This is a genomic window from Rhodobacteraceae bacterium Araon29, assembly GCA_039640505.1.
In the GTDB taxonomy this organism is placed as follows: domain Bacteria; phylum Pseudomonadota; class Alphaproteobacteria; order Rhodobacterales; family Rhodobacteraceae; genus CABZJG01.
This window is the reverse complement of the sequence record CP046865.1, coordinates 1,620,497-1,641,500: the sequence shown is the minus strand read 5'-3', so window position 1 is coordinate 1,641,500 and position 21,004 is coordinate 1,620,497. Positions and strand designations below refer to the sequence as shown.

The following is a 21,004-nucleotide window of genomic DNA, read 5'->3' as shown; positions in this document are numbered from 1 at the left end:
TTTTTCAAATGGCGCCGTTATGCTGCCGAAAGAACTTATATCTCCAAATTTGCAATTACTTTCTGTTGTTTTTTCCTATAAAACCTTTCGTTTTAAGGTATAACGAAAGATAAATCAGGGATTAGAGAGCGATAAAGATGGCTGTCAGCAGGAATTCGAAAGCACGGCGCGCTGCAATACTTCAAAACCTGCAGCAAAATGGCCGCGCCTTGGTGGATGATCTCGCGGTATTTTTTAACACTACCCCACAAACCATCCGCAAAGATTTAAATGCGCTATCTGAAGAAAGCAAAGTTATGCGATTCCACGGCGGAGCCTCTTTGCTGGCCGGAATTGAATATACCGGCTTTGAAGCACGCGAGAGTATTTCACGCCCTGAAAAAGAAAAAATTGGCAAAGCTGCGGCGAAATTGATCCCTAATAATGCTGCGATTATCATCAATGCAGGCACCACCACAGCGGCAGTTGCACGCAGCCTTGGCCACCACACCGGCTTAAAAGTTGTCACTGACAACGTAAATATTGCTAATAATCTAAGGGCTTTTGGCGGATTAGAAGTGATGGTGCCGGGCGGTGTTGTTCGGCGCTCAGACGGGGCTATTCTTGGAGAAGCCACTGTTGATTTTATTCGACAATTTCGCGCAGATATTGCGATTATAGGCGCCTCCGCTATTGCTACCGATGGGTCATTACTAGATTATGATTTACGTGAGGCTTCGGTGGCCCGGGCGATCATTGAAAATGCACGGCACGTGATTTTGGCCTCTGACAGCACAAAGTTTGATCGCGCCGCGCCAGTTTGCATTGGTCATTTGTCCCAAGTTCAGACTTTGGTAACCGATACGGGGTGCCCAGCGGATTTACGTAAACTTTGCAAGCACAACGAGGTCAGCCTGATAGAAGCACGCGATCGCTGAAGCAAGGCTTAAAAAGACTTGACTGCTACATTCGTTTAAGACAGTAATTCGATTAAAACGAAAGTTAAACGCAAGCTTGGAGCTAAACCAAGAGCACGTATTAATCGGGAGGGGATCAGCTCATGCTGCTAGTGCTGCGCGCGCTCTCAGTGTTGAATTCAGCAGTCCTTGGGCTGGGGCGCCAGATTGCGTGGATGGCGCTTGGACTAATGGTTGTGGTTATCCTGCTGCAAGTTGTGTTCCGCTATATCTTTAACAACGCTCTGGCCTGGCCAGACGAAGCAGCGCGCTTTTTAATGCTCTGGATGACTGGGCTTGTTGCGCCTTCTGCATTTCGTTGGGGTGGGTTTGTTGCCATTGATATGCTGCCCCTCGCCCTGCCGCGAATAGCGGGTCTGTTGTTGACGCTGGTTCTGCTGTTGTTATCGCTGTCTGTTTTAGCGGTTGCTCTGCAACATGGCTATAATCATACAATGGGTTTTGGTGGAAACTTTGACTCTTCGTCTCTTAGGTTGCCATTTGACCTCATTGGATTTGAAAGCATGAAGGTCAAACTTCGTTATATGTATGGCTCTTTGCTGCTTGGAATGATCCTTTTACTGTCCGTAAACATAGAACTCATTCTGCGCACTGCTGCCAGTCTCATCTCACCAGAAGCAATCCTGCCGTCAACGGATGCACCCTCTGACCTACAAAGGGCCGATTGATGCTGGTATTTTTTCTGCCTGTTTTCCTAGTGTTCTTGATGGTTGGTTTGCCGGTATTTTTTGCGTTGCTTTTTGCGCCGGGCATTTTGCTTTGGCTCAATGGACAAGAGCGGGACATCGCCCTGCTTTACCGTAACGTATACAATGGAATGGACAGCTTTCCGCTGATGGCGCTGCCTTTTTTCATGCTCGCAGGCGAGTTGATGAACCGAGGCGGCATCACCATGCGGCTGGTTGAATTTTCGCAAGCGCTTATGGGCCATCTTCGCGGCGGGCTGGCGCATGTCAACATCCTGTCCTCCATGCTCTTTGCAGGCCTTTCCGGTTCGGCTGTGGCCGATACTTCTGCACTGGGGTCGACACTGATCCCTGCAATGGAGAAAAACGGCTACTCGCGCCGCTTTGCAGCCGCGGTGACAGCCGCCAGTTCGGTGATTGGACCCATTATTCCCCCGTCAGGTATTATGATCATCTACGCCTATGTGATGGGCGAAAGCGTCGCCGCGTTGTTCCTAGCCGGTATCGTGCCCGGCGTACTTGTTGGCTTGGGGTTGATGTTGGTCGTGCGTTTGTTGGCAGATCGTTATGACTTGCCGAAAGCCGAACGAATTGTGACCTCAAACCAGACCATTACGCCTCTTGAAGATCGCATATCATTTTTCCTTTTACGGATAAACTTTGCAGGCGTGCTTTTGATTTTCTACACCTTGATTAAATCAATCATTGCTGCAACCACCGGAACACAGATTACCATTAGCAATTGGGTGCCGTTCATCGTCTTTTTGCCGCTTGCACATGTGGTGCTCCTGCGTATGCGGAACAATGTTTCGGCTGATTTCAGGATCATCTGCAAAAAGGCTGTGGCGCCACTTCAAACGCCAATTATTATTCTTGGTGGAATCCTGATCGGTGTGTTTACCCCGACCGAAGCTTCTGCCATTGCTGTTGCTTATGCGCTGCTGATCTCGTTTTTTGTTCTAAAGACCCTAAAGTTGCGCGATTTACCTGCCATTTTGACAAAGTCTGCTTTGGCCTCATCCACGGTTTTGCTGCTTGTCGGCGCTGCTGTTGCGTTCAAAACGGTAGTAAGCCTAAGCCACGCTCCCGAGCAATTGGCCGCCTTAATCCTTGGGCTAAGCGATGAGCCGCTGATCTTGCTATTCCTGATTAATATCTTGCTGTTTGTCGTTGGCATGTTTTTAGATGCGGGGCCTGCGATCATCATCCTTGGACCAATTCTTGGGCCAATCTTTATAGATCTTGGCGTGCATCCCGTTCACTTTGCGATCATCATGTCGGTAAACCTTACAGTGGGACTTGCAACACCGCCCATGGGGCTGGTGCTTTTTGTCGCCTCTTCTGTTTCACGAGAGCGTGTGGAAACCATTGCCCGCGCCATCTTGCCATTCCTTGCCGTCGAAGTTTTAGTGATCTTATTGATCACTTATGTGCCGGCAATATCCCTAGCGATCCCGAAACTAACCGGGTTCGTCAATTAGCAACCACCAGACCAAAATGATCAACAAGGAGGAATAAATGATCAAATCAACCCTAAAAACGCTAGCGGTGGCCACACTTGTGGCCAGCTCCGCAATGGCGGCCGCTGCGGCAGATTACACAATCCGCGCAACGGCAAACTCAAATGAAAACGACGAAGACTATGATGGTCTGATCGTATTCAAAAACTTTGTCGAGTCAGCTTCCAACGGCGCAATTGCCGTTGAACTGTTTATCGGCACTCAGCTGTGCTCTAAAGGTGCTGAATGTTTGCAAGGTGTGGCCGACGGCTCCATCGATGTCTACATTTCAACATCGGGTGGCGCGTCAGGTATTTTCCCATATGTTCAGGTTCTTGACCTACCATACTTGATGGCAAATGACCGTGTCGCAGAAGCCGTTTTGGCCAGCGATTTCACCCGCACAATGCGTGAAATGGCTCTGGAAGATTCAAATGGTGCAATCCGCTTGATGACCATTGGTAACACTGGCGGCTGGCGTAACTTTGCCAACACCAAACGTGTTGTCAAAACACCAGGCGATCTTGCCGGTCTGAAAATCCGGACTGTTGTGGCCGATCTGCCACAAGAGCTCGTGCGTGCGCTTGGCGCCTCACCTACGCCTATTCCATGGCCTGAGCTTTTCACATCATTCCAAACTGGCGTTGTTGAAGGCTCCAAAAACGGCATCACCGACATCATGGGCATGAAATTCCCAGATGCCGGCCTGCAGTACGTTACACTTGATGGCCATGCTTACATGGGCGCTCTGTGGTGGATGAACAACGAAAAGTTCATGGGTATGCCAGAAGGAATGCGGCGCGTTGTGGTTGATGGTTTCTCAGCATTGCAGCAAGCCACTTTTGCTTCACCAAAGCGTAAATCCATCCAGGCGTACTCTGACTTTGTTGCTGGCGGCGGTACACTTTACGTGCCTACTCCAGATCAAAAAGCCGAGTTCAAAGCAGCAGCCGCGCCAGTTTATGACTGGTTTAAAGACAATGTTCGTGGCGGACCAAGAATCTTTGACGCTCTGACGTCTGCAGTTGCAGATGCAGAGGCATCGATCAACGCTGGCACAGCAAAAGACATCAACTAGTCTTTGTAACCATCCCGAAGGCCATTGCATGCGATGGCCTTCGGACATTCAAGACGGCTAATTAAGACCATCGCAAACCCAAAGAATCACTGATCAAAATATGCGCTTTTTATATTCAATCTGGCGATTATCGCAGGTTTTCATGCACCGCGGTGCTGCATGGCCTTTGATCCGCAAGGTTCTAAAAGCGAGTGTTTGGAACACTTCATCCCAGCCAAAACAGCACGCTACCTCTGTTTTGATCCCCGCTTATACGCCCCACATTACAAGCCTACTTCCACACTCTATCAAGTACCGCCCAAAGGTGCAGTTCGCAGGCATCCCCGTTCCAAAAGCGAGGTTGCAAAAACTGAGATGACACATGTTTTTTTGGCCGGCATGGCCGTTGTAGATTTTGTTTTTTCGGTCGACCAGTTGCCAGACAGAGCCGAAAAATATCGCGCTTCAGATGCCCATATTGTGGGCGGAGGCTGCGCTGCAAATGCGGCTGTCGCCATTGCTCGGCTGGGCGGCAAAGCGACACTTGCTGCGTGCCTTGGAGATGATGCACTAGGCGATTTAATTTTATCCGATTTACAGCGTGAGGGTGTAGAAACCAAGTCTATTCAGCGCACTCAAAATGGTCGCTCATCTTTTTCGTCCGTGTTTGTTGACCGAAGCGGCGAACGTCAAATTATGAACTTCCGCGGCGACGGTTTAGCCCCTCATGATGTGTCGTCCGCACAAGACTTTAAAGCTGATGCGGTTCTAGTTGACACCCGCTGGATCGAAGGTGCCCTTGCAGCGCTCACGCGAGCCAAAGCGCTATCAATCCCCGGCGTGCTTGATGCAGAAGCTCCCATCAAAATGAGCTTATTGAACGCCGCATCACATATCGCATTTTCACGTCAGGGGTTATTGTCCTTAAGTGATGCGAAAACTTTGCCACAAGCCCTGACTGAGGTGACATCCGAACTGGAAAGCTGGGCCTGCGTGACAGATGGTCGGGCCGGTGTTTTTTATACTGATAATGGCCAAATCGCACATATTCCCGCCTTTGAGGTGCCCATCACAGACACCTTGGGCGCGGGCGATATTTGGCACGGCGCATTTACGCTTGGGCTTGGCGAAGGAATGGATGCGCCAAAAGCAATCGAATTTGCAAACGCCGCTGCGGCTTTGAAATGTATGCAGTTTGGTGGTCGTAAGGGATGCCCCGACCGCCAGATGACCGAGACTTTTATGAAGGAGAATACACCATGCAATTGACGCCCGGCAAGTTATGGGGCTTACGTCGGATGGCCGACGAAAACGGCATTTTCAAGATGACTGCCGTGGATCAACGCCCGCCGATCAAAAACCCTATTGCCAAATATCTTGACGTGCAAGAAGCCCCATGGCACGAGGTTGCCCGTTTTAAAAGCCTCTTGGTGAAAACACTTCAGGGCGAAAGCAGCGCGATGCTTCTTGATCCGCATTTTGCCATTCCCGATAGCTTGGATCACTTTTCTCCGGCCAAGGGTCTCATCGTTACGCTGGAAGATTCGGTTTTCAAAGAAACGGACAACGGGCGACTGTCGTCGAGCATTGATAACTGGTCCGTGGCCAAGATCAAACGTATGGGCGGCGATGCGGTGAAAGTTCTGGCATGGTATCGCCCAGATGCCGGCGCAACCGTGTTGTCTGCGCAGCAAGATTACGTCAAAAAAATTGGTGAAGATTGCGCGCGTCATGATATTCCATTTTTGTTTGAATTGCTGGTCTATCCACTGGCCAGCGACGCGCATCAGACCAAAGATTATATCGAGATGCAGGGCAAAAAGGCCGATGATGTTTTGGCCTCGGTTGAAGAGTTTGCAAAGCCAGACTATGGCGTTGATGTGTTCAAACTTGAAAGCCCAGTGAACGCGTCAGAGGCTGACGGCTCTGCCAAGGTGCAAACGGTGTTTGACGAAATGGGCCATCTGGCGGGACGGCCTTGGGTAATGCTATCCGCAGGCGCTGGAAAGACAGAATTCCACAATGTGCTTAAGCACGCGTTCAAAGCAGGTGCATCCGGTTTTCTGGCTGGCCGTGCGATTTGGCTAGATGCCTTTGGCGCCTATCCGGACTGGACGCAAATTCAAACTGATTTAGAAGGCGGCGCTGTGGATTATCTAAAAGAGATATCAGATCTTGCCAGCACGATGGCACAGGACTGGTCAAAACATCCCTGTTTTGGCGATACTGGGGCAAAATTTACACCCGCGGATGCCGGTTTTCGGCATCAATATGCGTCAATTTAGAGGGGCGGTATGAAAGTTGGGATCCTTCCACTGGCACGGGCAACCTTTGATGTAGCTCTGGCCAAAGAAAAACTGCAGCTTATGCTAGCGGCCCTTGATCGCTCACCGCATCAAATTTTAGGGCCTCGCAGTTTACTGTTTGACGCAAACACCACCACCTCAGCAATGCAGGAACTCAAGGCTGAAGGCATTGACCATCTACTGATTTTGCAAGTCACCTTTACCGATGCGGCCCTAACTGTAACGGCTGCAACCAACTTTCAGCAACCCATGTCGATTTGGGCGATCAAAGAGCCGCGCGCCGGGGAGCGGCTGCGCCTAAACTCATTTTGCGGCCTCAATCTTGCAAGTCATGCTCTGGCACTTCGAGACCGTGAGTTTTCGTGGCTTTATGACGATCCAATCGATGGGATTGATGCCCAATTAGGCGCGCTTTTTGCTGGTAACCGGCGAGCTGGTCACTTGCAGGCTAAAGCCTCTGATAACTACGCGTCCAAACGCGGCAAAAGCATTGCTGAAAATCTCAAATCCCGGCGCATTGCCAAAATTGGGGCACATCCGGACGGGTTTGATACCTGCGCTTATTCAGCCACCGAGCTCGCAAATTTATCCGGCGTAACGGTGGATGCGCTTGAACTCAATAATTTGTTTGCCACCGCATCTGCGGCAAGCGCAGCGGACATCAGATCTGTCCGCGATATTGCCCGATTATCCATGAGCGACTTGAACGATGTTGATCAAGATCAGTTGGATAAATCCCTGCGGCTTAAAGCCGGATTGGATCAACTGCGCAGCGACGGCCGCTATGATGCTTTTGCGATCCGCTGCTGGCCAGAAACATTTACCGAATATGGCGGAGCGGTCTGCGGCCCTGCGGGGATGATGGGCGAGGCCGGTGTGCCCTGTGCCTGTGAAGCCGATGTTTACGGCGCCCTCACCCAGCTTATCTTACAAGAGGCAAGCGGCGAAGCTGTCTTTCTGACTGATCTTGTAGATATCGACCCCGAAGATAATAGCGCCGTTGTATGGCATTGCGGTCAAGCGCCCATTTCCATGCGTGACCCCGAAGTGGACGCCAGCGCAACCATTCATACCAACCGCAAAATGCCGCTTCTGTATGAATTTCCCTTAAAACCGGGGGCTGTGACTTTCGTACGGATTTCGCAATCCTTCAACGAACCCAAAATGATCCTTGCAGCGGGTGAAATGCTAAAACGGCCCATGGCCTTTACCGGTACATCAGGGGTGGTCAGGTTTGAAAATCCTGCTGATGAGGTGCTGGGCAATGTGATGGACTCTGGACTCGAGCACCATATGGCATTGGCTTATGGTGAGCACAGGCCCGCACTGCGCGCCACAGCAGCCGCAATGGGGCTACCAATACTGGAGATATAAGATGCCTATTCGCTATGGACTTATCGGCTCTGGAATGATGGGCCAAGAACATATTCGCAATCTCAAACTGCTTGAGAATGTCACTCTAACCGCCGTTTCAGACCCGGATAAAGAAATGCAAAGCCTTTCGGTTGAAACATCAGGTGGCACTGCGCAAGCCTTTAGCGATCATAAGGACCTGCTGTCAGCCGACCTTTGCGATGCCTTTATCATTGCAGCACCAAATGACTTGCATCATGCTATCCTGTTAGATGTTTTGGCCGCTGGAAAGCCAATTTTATGCGAGAAGCCTCTCTGCACCACGTCGCAAGACTGCCGCAATATTATTGCCAAAGCCGAAGGTGCAAGAGCCCCTATCTGGGTGGCCATGGAATACCGGTATATGCCGCCTGTACAGAGACTGCTTGCGGAAGTGGAAAATAGGCGGATCGGATCGCCCAAAATGATGGCTATCCGTGAGCATCGCTTTCCGTTTTTGGAAAAAGTCAATGACTGGAACCGCTTTAATGTCCGTACTGGCGGGACATTGGTTGAAAAGTGCTGTCACTTTTGGGATTTGATGCGGCTAACATTGAAAAGCGACCCTATCCGCGTTTATGCCTCGGCTAATATTGACGTCAATCATCTTGACGAACGATATGAGGGGCAGACCCCGGATATCATCGACAACGCCTTTGTCACAGTGGATTTTGCCAATGGTACAAGAGGTATGCTTGATTTATGTATGTTTGCCGAAGGCTCTTACTGGCAGGAGGTAATTTCTGTCACTGGTGATACAGCGCGGATTGATGCCTGCGTACCCGGCCCTGCCCGATTTTCGCCCAATGGCGAAGAGCGGGCGTCCGAAATTGTCATCTCGGAACGGGCCAGTAAACGCACGACAACAGAAGAAATCGAGGTTGATGAGGCCATACTTCAAGCAGGCGACCACCATGGATCAAGCTTTTTCCAACATCAAAAGTTCCGCGATCTGGTTCAAAGCGGGCACGGCACCCCCGAAGTTAGCCTTGAAGACGGGCTTTGGTCTGTTCTGGTCGGCGAAGCGGCCGAAACATCTGCACGAACAGGTCAAGCGATAGAGCTTTCACAACACGAGGCCGGTCATGACGGTTGAACTTTACGGTAAAATGCCGGATGGGACTGATGTTCATCGCATCACGCTGAAAGGTGGTGGATTATCGGCCAATGTTCTTACATATGGCGGTGTCATTCAAGACCTCCGGCTTGACGGGCACGCACCAGCTCTGGTGCTAGGCTTTGAGCATTTCGAACACTATCTGGCCCATTCCCCCTATTTTGGCGCCAATGCCGGGCGCTGTGCCAACAGGATACGCGATGGGCATTTGGCCCTGTCTGGCAAAACCTACCAGCTGGATCAAAACTTTCTTGAGCGACATCACTTACATGGTGGCCGAGCCGGCATGGGAAAAAGCGTTTGGGATATTGAAACCTTCACCGACGATAGCGCCACATTATCAATCCATTTACCGGATGGGGACATGGGCTATCCGGGAAATATGACCATAAAGCTCACCTATACGCTGTTGGCACAAGGTATCTTGGACATTCAGTTTTGGGCCAGCGGTGATCAGCAAACCCTCTGTAATCTTGCTCACCATAGCTATTTCAATCTAGACGGCCAAGGCGATATAAACGGGCATTTGTTACAGATGGATGCCCCGCACTTCACACCGGTGGATGATGAATTGATCCCGACAGGTGAACTGCGCGACGTCGGCCAAACCACATTTGATTTTCGCGCGCCCAAAGCCGTGGGAGAAGCAGCCGCTGGCCAAATCCTTGATCATAATTTTTGTGTCGCTCAAGACCGCGGCGCGCTGCGCAAAATTGCCTGCTTGCACAGCCCAAAAAGCGGCATAACCATGGATGTCCTTAGCACCGAACCTGGCCTGCAAGTTTATGATGGAGCAAAAATAAACATACCTGTTGGAGGGCTTGATGGCAGAGAAATGCTGCCACACGCTGGAATAGCGCTGGAGCCACAAGTTTGGCCCGATGCCAACCACCACGCGCATTTTCCACAAGCGGTTCTGGCCCCTGGCGACACCTACCAACAACATACTCAATATATATTCAATAAGGATCAAACATGACCGATTTTTCATCCATGATGTGCCAAGCCAATTTCATCAATGGAGCTTGGGTCGGCGCAGACAACGGCAAAGTTATCAATGTCTCAAACCCTGCAACAGGCAAAACCATTGGCACGGTTCCAAACTGCGGCCGCGCCGAAACAAACCGTGCGATAATGGCCGCGTCTAAGGCATTCAAAAGCTATTCTCGGACGGATCTGTCGTTTCGTGTAAAATTATTGCAAGATTTGCACGATGCCCTGATGGATCATCAAGAACCGCTCGCGCAATTGCTTACTGCCGAGCAAGGCAAGCCTTTGGCCGAGGCACGCGGCGAAATTGCCATCGGGGCGGCCTATATTCGCTGGTTTGCAGAAGAAATTCGGCGGTCAAAAGGGGAAATTGTTCCCGCCCCAATGAGCGATCGGCGCTTGCTTGTCACGCGCCACCCGGTGGGGGTTGTCGGAGCAATAACGCCATGGAATTTTCCGTCTTCCATGCTCGCCCGAAAGCTTGGCCCAGCGCTTGCCGCGGGATGTACAGTTGTAGCAAAGCCCGCAACAGCCACCCCATATTCGGGTCTGGTATGGGGCAAACTTGCAGCAGATGTCGGGTATCCGGATGGTGTGATTAATGTTCTGACCGGTTCGTCCCGTGAAATCGGGGGCGCCATTATGGCCAGCCCCGAAGTTCGAAAAGTGACTTTTACCGGATCAACCGAAGTAGGCAAAACACTGATCCGGCAATCGGCAGATACCGTCAAGAAAGTCTCAATGGAACTGGGGGGAAACGCCCCGTTTTTAGTGTTTGATGATGCAGATATTGACGCCGCAATTGAAGGCGCGATGGTATCAAAGTATCGAAATATGGGACAGACCTGCGTTTGCACCAACCGGTTTTACGTTCAAGCAGGCATCCATGATGCTTTTGTCGAAAAATTAACCGAAGCAACGCGCGCATTGCAGGTAGGCGATGGTACCACCGATGGTATAACCCAAGGCCCGCTTATTGATCAGGACGCTGTTGAGAAAGTCGAGGCCTTGATCAGTGACGCCACTGCAAAAGGTGGAAAAGTCGCTGAAGGCGGACGCAGGCACGCGCTTGGCGGGACGTTCTTTAAACCAACAGTGATTACCCAAGCCACCTCTGAGATGAATTTTGCAACCGAGGAAATTTTCGGGCCCCTTTCTGCAGTTTTCAAGTTTGACACAGAGGATCAGGCAATAGTTGCTGCAAACGCCACAGAATATGGCCTGGCGGCCTATGCTTATACCAGAGATGTGGGGCGTATTTTCCGCATTAACGAGAGCCTTGAGTATGGGCTAATAGGCATTAATTCGGGATTGATCACAACGGTTGAAGCTCCTTTTGGTGGCATGAAGGAAAGCGGCTTGGGCAATGAGGGCGGTAGCCAGGGTCTAGACGATTATCTGGAACTGAAATACACCTGTATTGCGGGGCTCAACACATGATTTTAATCACCGAATTTATGGATAGAGCGGCTGTAGATAAGTTATCTTCAGCCCATCCAACCACCTACGCGCCAGAACTGGCAGATAGCCAAGATCAAATTCAGGCCCTGATGGGAGGCGTACAGGCGCTTATTGTACGCAATAGAACACAAGTGACCAAAGACTTGATAGTATCAGCGCCCGATTTGAAATGCGTTGGACGGCTTGGGGTAGGTTTAGACAACATTGATTTGGACGCGTGTAGAAATCTCGAAGTTACAGTCATCCCTGCCACTGGTGCCAACAATTTAAGTGTTGCTGAATATGTGGTCACCAATGCGTTGATTTTATTACGTAATGCCTATCAATCCAAGGCCGATATGCTGGAGGGATCATGGCCGCGAATGGCCTGTGCAGGGCGAGAAGTCGCTGGAAAAACAATGGGGCTCATTGGCTATGGGGCCATTGCCCGCGAAACCGCTCGGCGCGCCGCTGCGCTTGGAATGGATATATACGCATATGATCCCTTTCTAAAAGACGATGATCCCGCTTGGAAATCAGCGCAGCGCAGATCTCTTGACGAAGTTCTACAAAAATCGGATGTGATTAGCCTTCATGTTCCCTTAAGCAACGACACGCATCATTTGATTAATCAAGCACGGCTATGCCAGATGAAAACCGGCGCTGTTTTAATCAATGCGGCGCGTGGGGGTGTGGTGGATGAAGCCGCACTGGCCACCAGTTTGGTAAATGGGCAAATTGCTGGCGCAGCGCTGGATGTTTTTGAAACCGAACCGCTAAGCAAAGAAAGTGCCGAGAAATTCCAAGGCCTCAAAAACTTAATCCTCACCCCGCATATTGCCGGCGTGACAGAAGAGTCGAATATACGCGTAAGCGCAATGATCGCCGAATCTGTGCTTGATGTTTTAGGCTAATGGATCAATCTCGCTTAGGAGGTTTAAGCCATCTGGCGCAACCGGCGATCCTGTAATTGAGTACTTCAAAGAACTTTCAGAATTGCGCGCCAAAATTGCTGCGTAGGAGCCTAAAACTGAGGCTGCAGCTAGCTGAATTTTTTCTGCCCTACTGAAAATGAGGTTTAGCAATCCCTATTGCTTTCAGTAGCATCAAACATCACTGTCATACAGAAAATAGCGCCATTAGCATTTTGGTTATCCAGTCTTGAATGCACCAGATACGCCTTTGTAAAATTGGCACCTAAAATATGTGCGCCTTCAAAAACGGCTAGCTCAAGTTCGGTTGCCATAAAGATAGTATTTTCAAGATGCGCATCTTTGAAAACTGCTGAATTTGCAATCGCATCTGAGAAATCAGATCTGTCCAGAACCGCATTGGTGAAATTGGCACCCACAAGATAGGCATTGCGAAAGGAAGAGCCGGAAAGATCGCTGTTTGCAAAATCGACAAAGGCTAGGTTTTGGTTGTCAAAATTACAGCTCAAGCAGTCTTCAGCTAGGGCTTGAATGCCCACCATTAAAAATATCGATGCAGCGCAAATGCGCCTGAACCAAAAAATGCACATGAAAAGCTTGATATGGGGTGCTATTTTTTCAGTTACTATTTTGCTCATGGTACATCTCTCATCGGCCAGCGAACCTGGACCATAAACCGAACCAATTTACTTTTTCATAGTTCAGGGTCAACTCACCATATTCGGATTTGTGCCTTTTACTACAACACCATTATACGAAATCTCAAAGAGTTCAATCAAAGATGGATTATATCCAAGGTTTGGCCATCGCTTGATTTTATTGTTTAAACGGAAAACACTCCACTAAAACAATCCTGTATATTTTATCATATTAATAATTTTGCGACACTTAATGTCAGAAAAAACCTCAGCAAGCGGTACAAATTTAAAATATTAACTGTCACTTACCAAGATATTTCATACATTTGTCAAAATATCTTTTCAAACAAAGTCCGTTTACTTGTTCTTTTTTTGGCTTATTTCCAAATTTTGTCTTGATATTAGTGCGCCCACAATCTCTATTGGGTTACACAAAATCAAATTTCCAATCAGGGGGAAAACATGACTGATAAATTTGTAAAGCAGCAACAATCCTTGCTCATGCGAGGCCTTATCGACCGACGGCAGTTTATGACATCTGCACTGGCGGCCGGTGTTGCTGTACCAGCAGCCTTAGGTCTGGCGACACAAGCTTTTGCCGCAACGCCGAAAAAAGGCGGATTAATGAAGTTTGGCATGGGCCATGGTTCAACAACAGACACATTAGACCCAGCCACTTTTGAAAATGGTTGGAGTAACATTGTCGGGTACACCTTTTCAAACCACCTCACAGAAGTGGGCCCGAACGGACAACTTCGCCCTGAACTCGCTGAAAGCTATGAAGCCTCCGCCGATGCGGCCACTTGGCGGTTTAAGATCCGCTCTGGCGTAGAGTTCCACAATGGCAAAACCCTTACACCGCAAGATGTTGTCGACAGCTTCAACCACCACCGTGGTGAAGATTCAACATCTGCGGCCAAAGGTTTGCTAACTGCGGTCAATGAAATTTCAGTTGACGGCGACACAGTTGTGTTTGCTCTTGCTGATGGCAATGCCGACTTCCCGTTCATCGTTTCAGATTACCACTTCTCAATTCGCCCATCCAATGGCGATGGCACCATGGATTGGAGTTCAGGGATCGGAACCGGCGGATTTGTTCTGGATAGCTTTGAGCCCGGCGTCACTGCAAAATTCACCAGATTCCCAAATTACTGGAAAGAGGGCGCAGGCCACGCAGACTCAATCGAAATTCTTTCTTTGATTGATGTGACGGCACGGCAAAATGCTGCAATGAATGGCGATGTGGATATCATCGACAGAGTTGATCCCAAAACAGTTAATCTAATGGAACGTGTGCCAAACCTGAATGTTCAGGAAAATACAGGTACACTGCACTATACATTCCCAATGCGGCTAGATGTTGCACCATTTGACAACTACGATTTGCGCATGGCGATGAAGTATTCTGTCAAACGTCAGGAACTGGTTGACAAAATTCTGCTTGGACATGGTGCGCTGGGCAATGATCACCCAATCTCAACTGCAAATCCTTATCACAATGGCGATCTTCCCCAGCGGGAATTTGATGCCGATCGTGCGGCTTTCCACTACAAGAAATCCGGCCACTCAGGCGCGATCCAACTGTCTGCAGCCGATGCCGCCTTTGCCGGTGCCGTCGATGCCGCCCAGTTGATCGCAAACTCTGCAGCTGAAGCCGGTATCAACGTCGAAGTGGTGCGTGAGCCATCTGATGGGTATTGGTCCAACGTGTGGAACAAAAAAGGCTGGTGTGCCTGCTATTGGGGCGGCCGTCCGACCGAAGACTGGATGTTCTCAGCAGCTTATACCAACGACACCGAATGGAATGATACAGCCTGGAAAGGCACAGATGCATCTGCGCGGTTTAATGAGTTGGTCCAAGCAGCCCGTAAAGAGCTCGATACTACAAAACGTCGCGAGCAGTATTACGAAGCGCAGTCACTGGTTAATGATGATGGTGGCGCATTGGTTCCAATGTTTGCCAACTATATCTCAGCAGTGAACAAGAGAATTGGCCAGCCAGATGAAATGGCGGCCAACTGGGATCTTGATGGCGGAAAAGCCGCCGAGCGTTGGTGGGTCGAAGGATAACTTCACATATCATTTGTACAGGCCGACCCCTGTTGGCCTGTACAATAACTTAATCTAACAAATCGGTGATTTCCCTTGCATCCTGTATTTAGAACGGTTCTTGAGCGTTTAGGCTTGGGGCTTGCCACACTATTTATCGTCTCAATCATTATTTTTTCGGCCATAGAAATGTTGCCCGGTGACTTTGGCGAAGCAGTGCTAGGACAGGCCGCCACCAAAGAAACGGTGGCTGCATTTCGCCGTGAACTTGGGCTGGATGAGCCGGCATACATGCGATACGCGCAATGGATAGGCAATGTTGTCCAAGGTGACCTAGGCACCTCCTTCTCTGGCCGAAATGCCTCCGGGGTGGACCGATCCCGACCCGTGGTTGATCTTATTGCCCCACGATTGTGGAACACTTTGTTTTTGGCCTCAATGACAGCGATTATAGCAGTTCCTATTTCCCTTGCGCTTGGTATATCCAGCGCGCTCTATCGCAATTCGATTTATGATCGCACTATCAATACGGCCACGTTAACCACCATTTCTTTTCCTGAGTTTTTCGTCGCCTATATTCTTATTCTGCTACTGGCTTCGCTCTGGCCAGTATTTCCATCGCTTGCCAATGTAGATGCAGCAACACCTTTAGCAGAGCGAATGTTTAAAGCCGCCCTGCCCGCTATGACTCTCACGCTTGTGATTGTTGCACATATGATGCGGATGACCCGGGCAGCCATTATCAATTTGCTTGCCAGCCCCTATATTCAAATGGCGCGTCTGTCTGGCGCATCCCAAACAGAAGTCATCATCAAACATGCATTGCCCAATGCCTGGGCACCGATTGCCACCGTGATCGCCTTTAATCTTGCATATCTGGTGGTTGGGGTTGTGGTTGTGGAAGTGGTGTTTGTCTATCCCGGAGTTGGTCAATTGATGGTAGATGCTGTGACAAGCCGCGATATTCCGGTCGTTCAAGGCTGCGCCTTGATTTTTGCCATGACGTATATCCTGCTTAATCTGACAGCCGATATTATTGGCATCATAACCAATCCGAGGCTTCTGCACCCAAAATGACACAAGAACCTGAAACCTATTCTGCACTTGGCGAAGTCGGCGCGTTTCAAGAACGTCGCACTCTTTGGACAAGATTAAAGCTGGACTTAAAAAAGTCCCCAATGACCGCCCGTTTTGGGATGGCCGTTATTCTTATCTATGCCATTGTTGCAATCTTTGCGCCGTTCTTTGCACCCTATGGCGAAGCTGAGGTGTTTCCAGTACCCTATGCGCCTTGGAGTTCCGAATTTATTTTTGGCACAGATCAAATAGGACGGGACATATTTTCGCGTATGATTTTTGGTGCACGCAATACTGTTGGCATTGCGGTTGCGACCACTTTTCTTGCTTTTTTGATTGGCGGTACTTTGGGACTAGCTGCGGCGATTAATCGATCCTATCTGGATCAATTTCTAAGCCGTACCGTGGATGTTCTTATGGCCATTCCCAGCCTAATTTTTGCTTTGGTACTGCTTTCAATTTTTGGCTCAACTGTGGTTAACCTTATTATAATTATCGCCGTTCTAGATAGCACACGCGTGTTTCGCCTAACGCGCGCAGTGGCCATTAATGTTGTGGTTATGGATTATGTAGAGGCGGCACGCCTGCGGGGCGAAGGCATAGGATGGATAATGCGGCGCGAAATTCTGCCCAATATAATGCCGCCTCTGGTTGCTGAGTTTGGGTTGCGCTTCTGCTTTGTCTTTCTTGCAATTGCTGCACTGTCTTTCTTAGGTGTTGGCATTCAACCACCCACAGCGGATTGGGGATCAATGGTCCGCGAAAACGCCTCGTTAATCCAATTTGCGCAATATGATCTGAAAGCTGGTCTGACACCCTTGCTGCCTGCGTCGGCTATTGCATTGCTAACAGTGGCGGTAAATTTTGTTGTGGATTGGTTCTTGCACAAAACAAGTGGTATTCGCGATGAATAAAAGCAATCTAAAAGGCGATATCCTGCTTGATATCAAAGGCCTAAAAATCCAAGGGTTTTCAGATGAAAAGTGGCATGACATCGTCAATGGCGTTGACCTTACACTGCGGCGCGGTGAGGTCATGGGACTTATTGGCGAATCTGGTGCCGGAAAATCCACTCTGGGTCTTGCCGCTATGGGCTATACCCAGCCAGGTTGCCGGATAACAGCCGGGGAAATTATCTTTGACGGTGTGGACTTGGCAAAGTTAAGCGATGCTGAGCGGCGAAAATTCTGGGGCAATCGAATGACTTATGTTGCGCAATCGGCTGCAGCTTCATTCAATCCTGCCCATCGGCTTATTGCGCAAACCACGGCTTCGACAATTCGATCTGGCCTTAAAGATCGCAGTGAAGCCTATAACGATGCTCGTATCCTTTATGATGCGTTGAATTTACCCGACCCTGAACATATTGGTGACCGCTACCCGCATCAGGTGTCCGGCGGGCAATTACAGCGCGTAATGACGGCAATGGCAATGTCACCGCGGCCGGATTTAATTGTTTTTGATGAACCAACCACAGCTTTGGATGTGACAACGCAGGTGGAAGTGTTGTCTTCAATGCGCAAAATTGTCGAAGAGTTTAATACGGCTGCGATTTACATCACCCATGATCTTGCTGTGGTGGCCCAGATGTCCGATTTCATAAAGGTTCTGCGCTACGGCTATGAGGTAGAAGAGGCCCCTACCCGCGAGATGTTAAGCACGCCAAAAGAAAACTACACTAAATCGCTTTGGTCAGTGCGTGCGTTGGAAAAGAAAGAACAGGAAATAGGTCAGAGCATCTTATCGCTGAAGGGCATTGATGCAGCCTATGGCACGTCAAAAGTTTTGTTTGACGTTGATATCGAAGTTCCCAAAGGATCAACTGTCGCAGTGGTCGGCGAGTCTGGTTCAGGAAAATCGACAACGGCGCGGGTGATCACCGGCCTGCTGCCGCAAACCGCCGGCAGTGTGCATTTTGACGGCACCGAATTGCCGCCGGCATTGGCCGATCGCAGCAAAGACCAAAAGCGCCGTATTCAAATGATCTATCAAATGGCCGACACGGCGATGAACCCCCGTCAAACAGTGCGCGATATTATTGGGCGGCCGCTGGAATTCTATCTTAGTCTGCGTGGCAAAGCCAAAAATGAACGCATTCTTGAATTGCTTGAGATGATTGAACTGGATGGCCGCTTTCTCGAGCGCCTTCCAGGCGAATTGTCCGGTGGTCAAAAACAGCGTATTTGTATTGCCCGGGCTTTGGCCGCCAATCCAGATTTTGTGATTTGCGACGAAGTTACCTCGGCCCTTGATCAGATTGTTCAGGAAGGCATTCTAAAGCTACTACTGCGGTTGCAAAAAGAATTGGGACTGACATATCTATTTATCACGCATGATATTTCCACGGTCAAGGCCATCTCGGATCAAGTGGTGGTTATGAACGAAGGAAAAGTCGTTGAACAGGGCCGAAAAACCGAGGTTTTTCAGCCACCGCATCCGGATTATACCGAATTACTGCTATCCTCAGTTCCAGAGATGGACCCCGATTGGTTGACCAATCTAAACGCCAAACGCGCCGATTTGGAAAGTTAGCCTACTACCTGAGATCCCTTTTAATCTGTTCTGAGATGTCTTTTTCAAAGACCAAAGCATCATTTTCATAAGCCTCTAGGCGTGCTGTAAGATAAAAGTAATCTGCATCTGAAACCATCTTTGCATATGTTTCTGTTCGTACAGACCAATCACCACGGCTATTTTCACAGGTCCAGTGTGTTTGGCCGTTTGCACAGAGCGGATCATCAGGGTGAATTGTCCACCATTCCCGGGCCACCCCCCCGTTGAATAACCCATGATCCAAGTCCTTTACAGATCCAAAATCATCAATAATCTCAAGCGTTTCTGATCCGTTCACCATATCCGTGGTATGGCGCCTTTGATGACTAGGCTGACGGATGGTCATAACTTCCCATGGCGCATCAGTTTCGGGTTGTGGAAATATTCTTTCATCCGTGGTCCCGCTTGGCCGATTGGGGATATCAATCACGCCTGCCTTTAAGTACAGTTCAGCAGGCTCAGGGACCGGCCAGAGTAACGGCCAGTAATTGGATGAAATTGCGACCCGAATAGAGTGCCCCCGCGGAACACGGTATGCGATTTGATCAAGATTTAGGGAAATTTCAATAGTCTCATCCGGCACCAAAGCTACGGCGGTATCGTGGCCATTGCGGTGGCATAAATTCAAAACTCCATAGGTGATGCGCGTTGATGCCCCGTCTGGATGTACATGATTTAAACGCACAGCAATCTGTGCGGCTGGTTTATTTGCGCTCAGTTTTAGCGTGACTTTTGGAGCGCCCACAATGTCCAAATCCTGTATCAGCGGTGCGGATGTATAACACGCTGATACGGCATCGTCGCTGCGTTGATCCCCAGGCATTTCCGGACCGAGCCAAATAGCGCAATATTCGCCCGAGGCCGCCCCACAGGTTTGCGGCGATGCAATAAGCTCGCTTAAGTCGGCCGCCTGCCCTGCAAGAACACTCCCGGGCTGCAGGTGCCAATGATCATGGCCAAGTTCATCCGGCCAGTTGTTCGAGGCAATCCAATGACCCGTTCGCTGCTCATACCAAGTCTTTGGCCGCACACCGTCCATGAGATAGGCTGTATAATCAGGGTCTTTGTTGACCCCGGTATCTTTTCCTTTCAACCAATGGTCCCACCAACGCAGCGCTTCGTGTAAAAACCCAATGCGCGGCTCTGGCACGGCGAAATGCGGATATTTATGCACCCATGGTCCAATGATCCCTTTCACAGGCGCAGATAGGTTTTCGACCAAATGGGAGACTGTATTTTTATACCCATCCCCCCACCCGCCAACGGCCAACGTGGCCGCCTTGATCGTGGAATAATCCTCGCAGATTGAGCCATGTTCCCAATAGGCATCTCGGTTCTGATGAGAAAGCCAGACCGCTGGTAAAAATGGATCTGCCTCAAGTCGAGCCAGCCACATATCGCGCCACGCATCCCCCACCAAAGCAGGGTCGGGCGCACGGGATGAATAGGCCCACATGGTCGATCCCCAGCCAAGATTTTCATTTAACAGGCATCCGCCTTTGAAATGAATATCATCCGCATATCTGTCGACCGTCGAACAGAGCGTAATTATGGCCTTTAAAGCTGATGGCTGACGGGCAGCCACTTGCAGTGAATTAAACCCGCCCCAACTTATCCCCATCATTCCAACGCTGCCGCTGCACCAAGCTTGCTGCGCGAGCCAGGCGATGGTTGCCTCAGCATCGCTAAGTTCTTGCTCGGTATATTCATCCTCCATGATGCCTTGGCTATCGCCATTGCCGCGCATATCCACTCGAACACAGGCATACCCATTTTTTGCAAAATAAGGATGAGTGAGGCAATCGCGTGCAGTTGTTCCATCACGTTTGCGATAGGGAAGAAACTCTAAAATGGCGGGAACGGGCGAGTCTATCGCATTGGCGGGCATCCAGACGCGGGCGGATAACCGGCATCCATCCGGCATCTCAATTGCCATGTCGGGATGTTCTATAATTTCATTTATTTTGGCCATTTTTGCCTCTCGCTTTCAGTGGATGAGCTCTTAAACATATCACTGCGGTCTGCTGATTATCGAGGTCTACTCTCTTGAGGATGATACAATTTTTTTACAAATTCAATCCCAACCGCCATGTTGAAATTTCAAACTTGTGAAGGCTAGTAGCCTAAAGTTTGAATTCCACAGCGGCTGCTTAGAACAGGATGATATCAAGGTCTGACGCCGCGATAGGGCCTTTGGAATTCCCACTGCGGTAAAAGTACGTTGGAATGCCCTATTACCGCATCTATATCTGAAGATTAAATTGAGTTTCCGGCATGGGTTCGTGCATGTATAGAAAGAAGAGAAAAGACAA

17 protein-coding genes are annotated in these 21,004 nt (G+C 49.6%); 15 read left to right on the top strand and 2 right to left on the bottom strand.

Features of this window, described 5'->3' with window-relative positions; all coding sequences use genetic code 11:
* The first annotated feature begins 137 nt into the window (after positions 1-137).
* The 11 genes from GN278_07715 to GN278_07665 all read left to right on the top strand — a co-directional run bounded on the left by GN278_07715 (position 138) and on the right by GN278_07665 (position 12,357).
* Positions 138-917, top strand: a complete 780-nt coding sequence (locus GN278_07715) for a DeoR family transcriptional regulator (GenBank protein ID XAT60704.1) — start codon at positions 138-140, stop codon at positions 915-917.
* A gap of 122 nt (positions 918-1,039) precedes the next feature.
* Entirely contained in the window at positions 1,040-1,624 is a 585-nt protein-coding gene (locus GN278_07710; GenBank protein ID XAT60703.1) for a TRAP transporter small permease subunit, read from the top strand.
* Positions 1,624-3,123, top strand: a complete 1,500-nt coding sequence (locus GN278_07705) for a TRAP transporter large permease subunit (protein XAT60702.1) — start codon at positions 1,624-1,626, stop codon at positions 3,121-3,123. The genes GN278_07710 and GN278_07705 overlap by 1 nt, the downstream gene beginning before the upstream one ends.
* 37 nt (positions 3,124-3,160) lie before the next feature.
* A complete protein-coding gene (locus tag GN278_07700) occupies positions 3,161-4,219 on the top strand; it encodes a C4-dicarboxylate ABC transporter substrate-binding protein (protein XAT60701.1) in 1,059 nt (352 codons plus the stop codon).
* Positions 4,220-4,573: 354 nt separating this feature from the next.
* On the top strand, positions 4,574-5,467 hold the full coding sequence (locus GN278_07695) for a sugar kinase (GenBank protein ID XAT60700.1): 894 nt from the start codon (positions 4,574-4,576) through the stop codon (positions 5,465-5,467).
* Positions 5,458-6,483: a DUF2090 domain-containing protein gene (locus GN278_07690; GenBank protein XAT60699.1), complete on the top strand. Its 1,026-nt coding sequence runs from the start codon at positions 5,458-5,460 to the stop codon at positions 6,481-6,483. The genes GN278_07695 and GN278_07690 overlap by 10 nt, the downstream gene beginning before the upstream one ends.
* Positions 6,484-6,492: 9 nt before the next feature.
* Positions 6,493-7,878, top strand: a complete 1,386-nt coding sequence (locus GN278_07685; GenBank protein XAT60698.1) for a hypothetical protein — start codon at positions 6,493-6,495, stop codon at positions 7,876-7,878.
* Position 7,879: 1 nt separating this feature from the next.
* Positions 7,880-8,992, top strand: coding sequence for a gfo/Idh/MocA family oxidoreductase (locus GN278_07680; protein ID XAT60697.1), 1,113 nt, complete (start codon positions 7,880-7,882; stop codon positions 8,990-8,992).
* Complete coding sequence (locus GN278_07675) at positions 8,982-9,992, top strand: galactose-1-epimerase (GenBank protein XAT60696.1); 1,011 nt, start codon at positions 8,982-8,984, stop codon at positions 9,990-9,992. The genes GN278_07680 and GN278_07675 overlap by 11 nt, the downstream gene beginning before the upstream one ends.
* 14 nt (positions 9,993-10,006) lie before the next feature.
* Entirely contained in the window at positions 10,007-11,443 is a 1,437-nt protein-coding gene (locus GN278_07670; protein XAT62592.1) for an aldehyde dehydrogenase family protein, read from the top strand.
* Complete coding sequence (locus GN278_07665) at positions 11,440-12,357, top strand: 3-phosphoglycerate dehydrogenase (protein ID XAT60695.1); 918 nt, start codon at positions 11,440-11,442, stop codon at positions 12,355-12,357. The genes GN278_07670 and GN278_07665 overlap by 4 nt, the downstream gene beginning before the upstream one ends.
* A 164-nt stretch (positions 12,358-12,521) precedes the next feature.
* On the opposite strand, the gene GN278_07660 is transcribed toward GN278_07665, so the two are convergent.
* Positions 12,522-13,013 carry a hypothetical protein gene (locus tag GN278_07660; GenBank protein ID XAT60694.1) on the bottom strand — a complete coding sequence of 164 codons (492 nt, stop codon included), beginning with the start codon at positions 13,011-13,013 and terminating at the stop codon, positions 12,522-12,524.
* Positions 13,014-13,475: 462 nt separating this feature from the next.
* Between GN278_07660 and GN278_07655 the strand changes: the two genes are divergently transcribed.
* The 4 genes from GN278_07655 to GN278_07640 all read left to right on the top strand — a co-directional run bounded on the left by GN278_07655 (position 13,476) and on the right by GN278_07640 (position 18,671).
* Positions 13,476-15,083: a peptide ABC transporter substrate-binding protein gene (locus GN278_07655; GenBank protein ID XAT60693.1), complete on the top strand. Its 1,608-nt coding sequence runs from the start codon at positions 13,476-13,478 to the stop codon at positions 15,081-15,083.
* 75 nt (positions 15,084-15,158) lie between these two features.
* On the top strand, positions 15,159-16,139 hold the full coding sequence (locus GN278_07650; protein ID XAT60692.1) for an ABC transporter permease subunit: 981 nt from the start codon (positions 15,159-15,161) through the stop codon (positions 16,137-16,139).
* Complete coding sequence (locus tag GN278_07645) at positions 16,136-17,053, top strand: ABC transporter permease subunit (GenBank protein ID XAT60691.1); 918 nt, start codon at positions 16,136-16,138, stop codon at positions 17,051-17,053. The genes GN278_07650 and GN278_07645 overlap by 4 nt, the downstream gene beginning before the upstream one ends.
* On the top strand, positions 17,046-18,671 hold the full coding sequence (locus GN278_07640; protein XAT60690.1) for a nickel ABC transporter ATP-binding protein NikE: 1,626 nt from the start codon (positions 17,046-17,048) through the stop codon (positions 18,669-18,671). The genes GN278_07645 and GN278_07640 overlap by 8 nt, the downstream gene beginning before the upstream one ends.
* Before the next feature lie 4 nt (positions 18,672-18,675).
* Here GN278_07640 and GN278_07635 read toward each other — a convergent pair whose 3' ends face one another.
* Positions 18,676-20,628 carry a CocE/NonD family hydrolase gene (locus GN278_07635; GenBank protein XAT62591.1) on the bottom strand — a complete coding sequence of 651 codons (1,953 nt, stop codon included), beginning with the start codon at positions 20,626-20,628 and terminating at the stop codon, positions 18,676-18,678.
* Positions 20,629-21,004 lie beyond the last annotated feature (376 nt).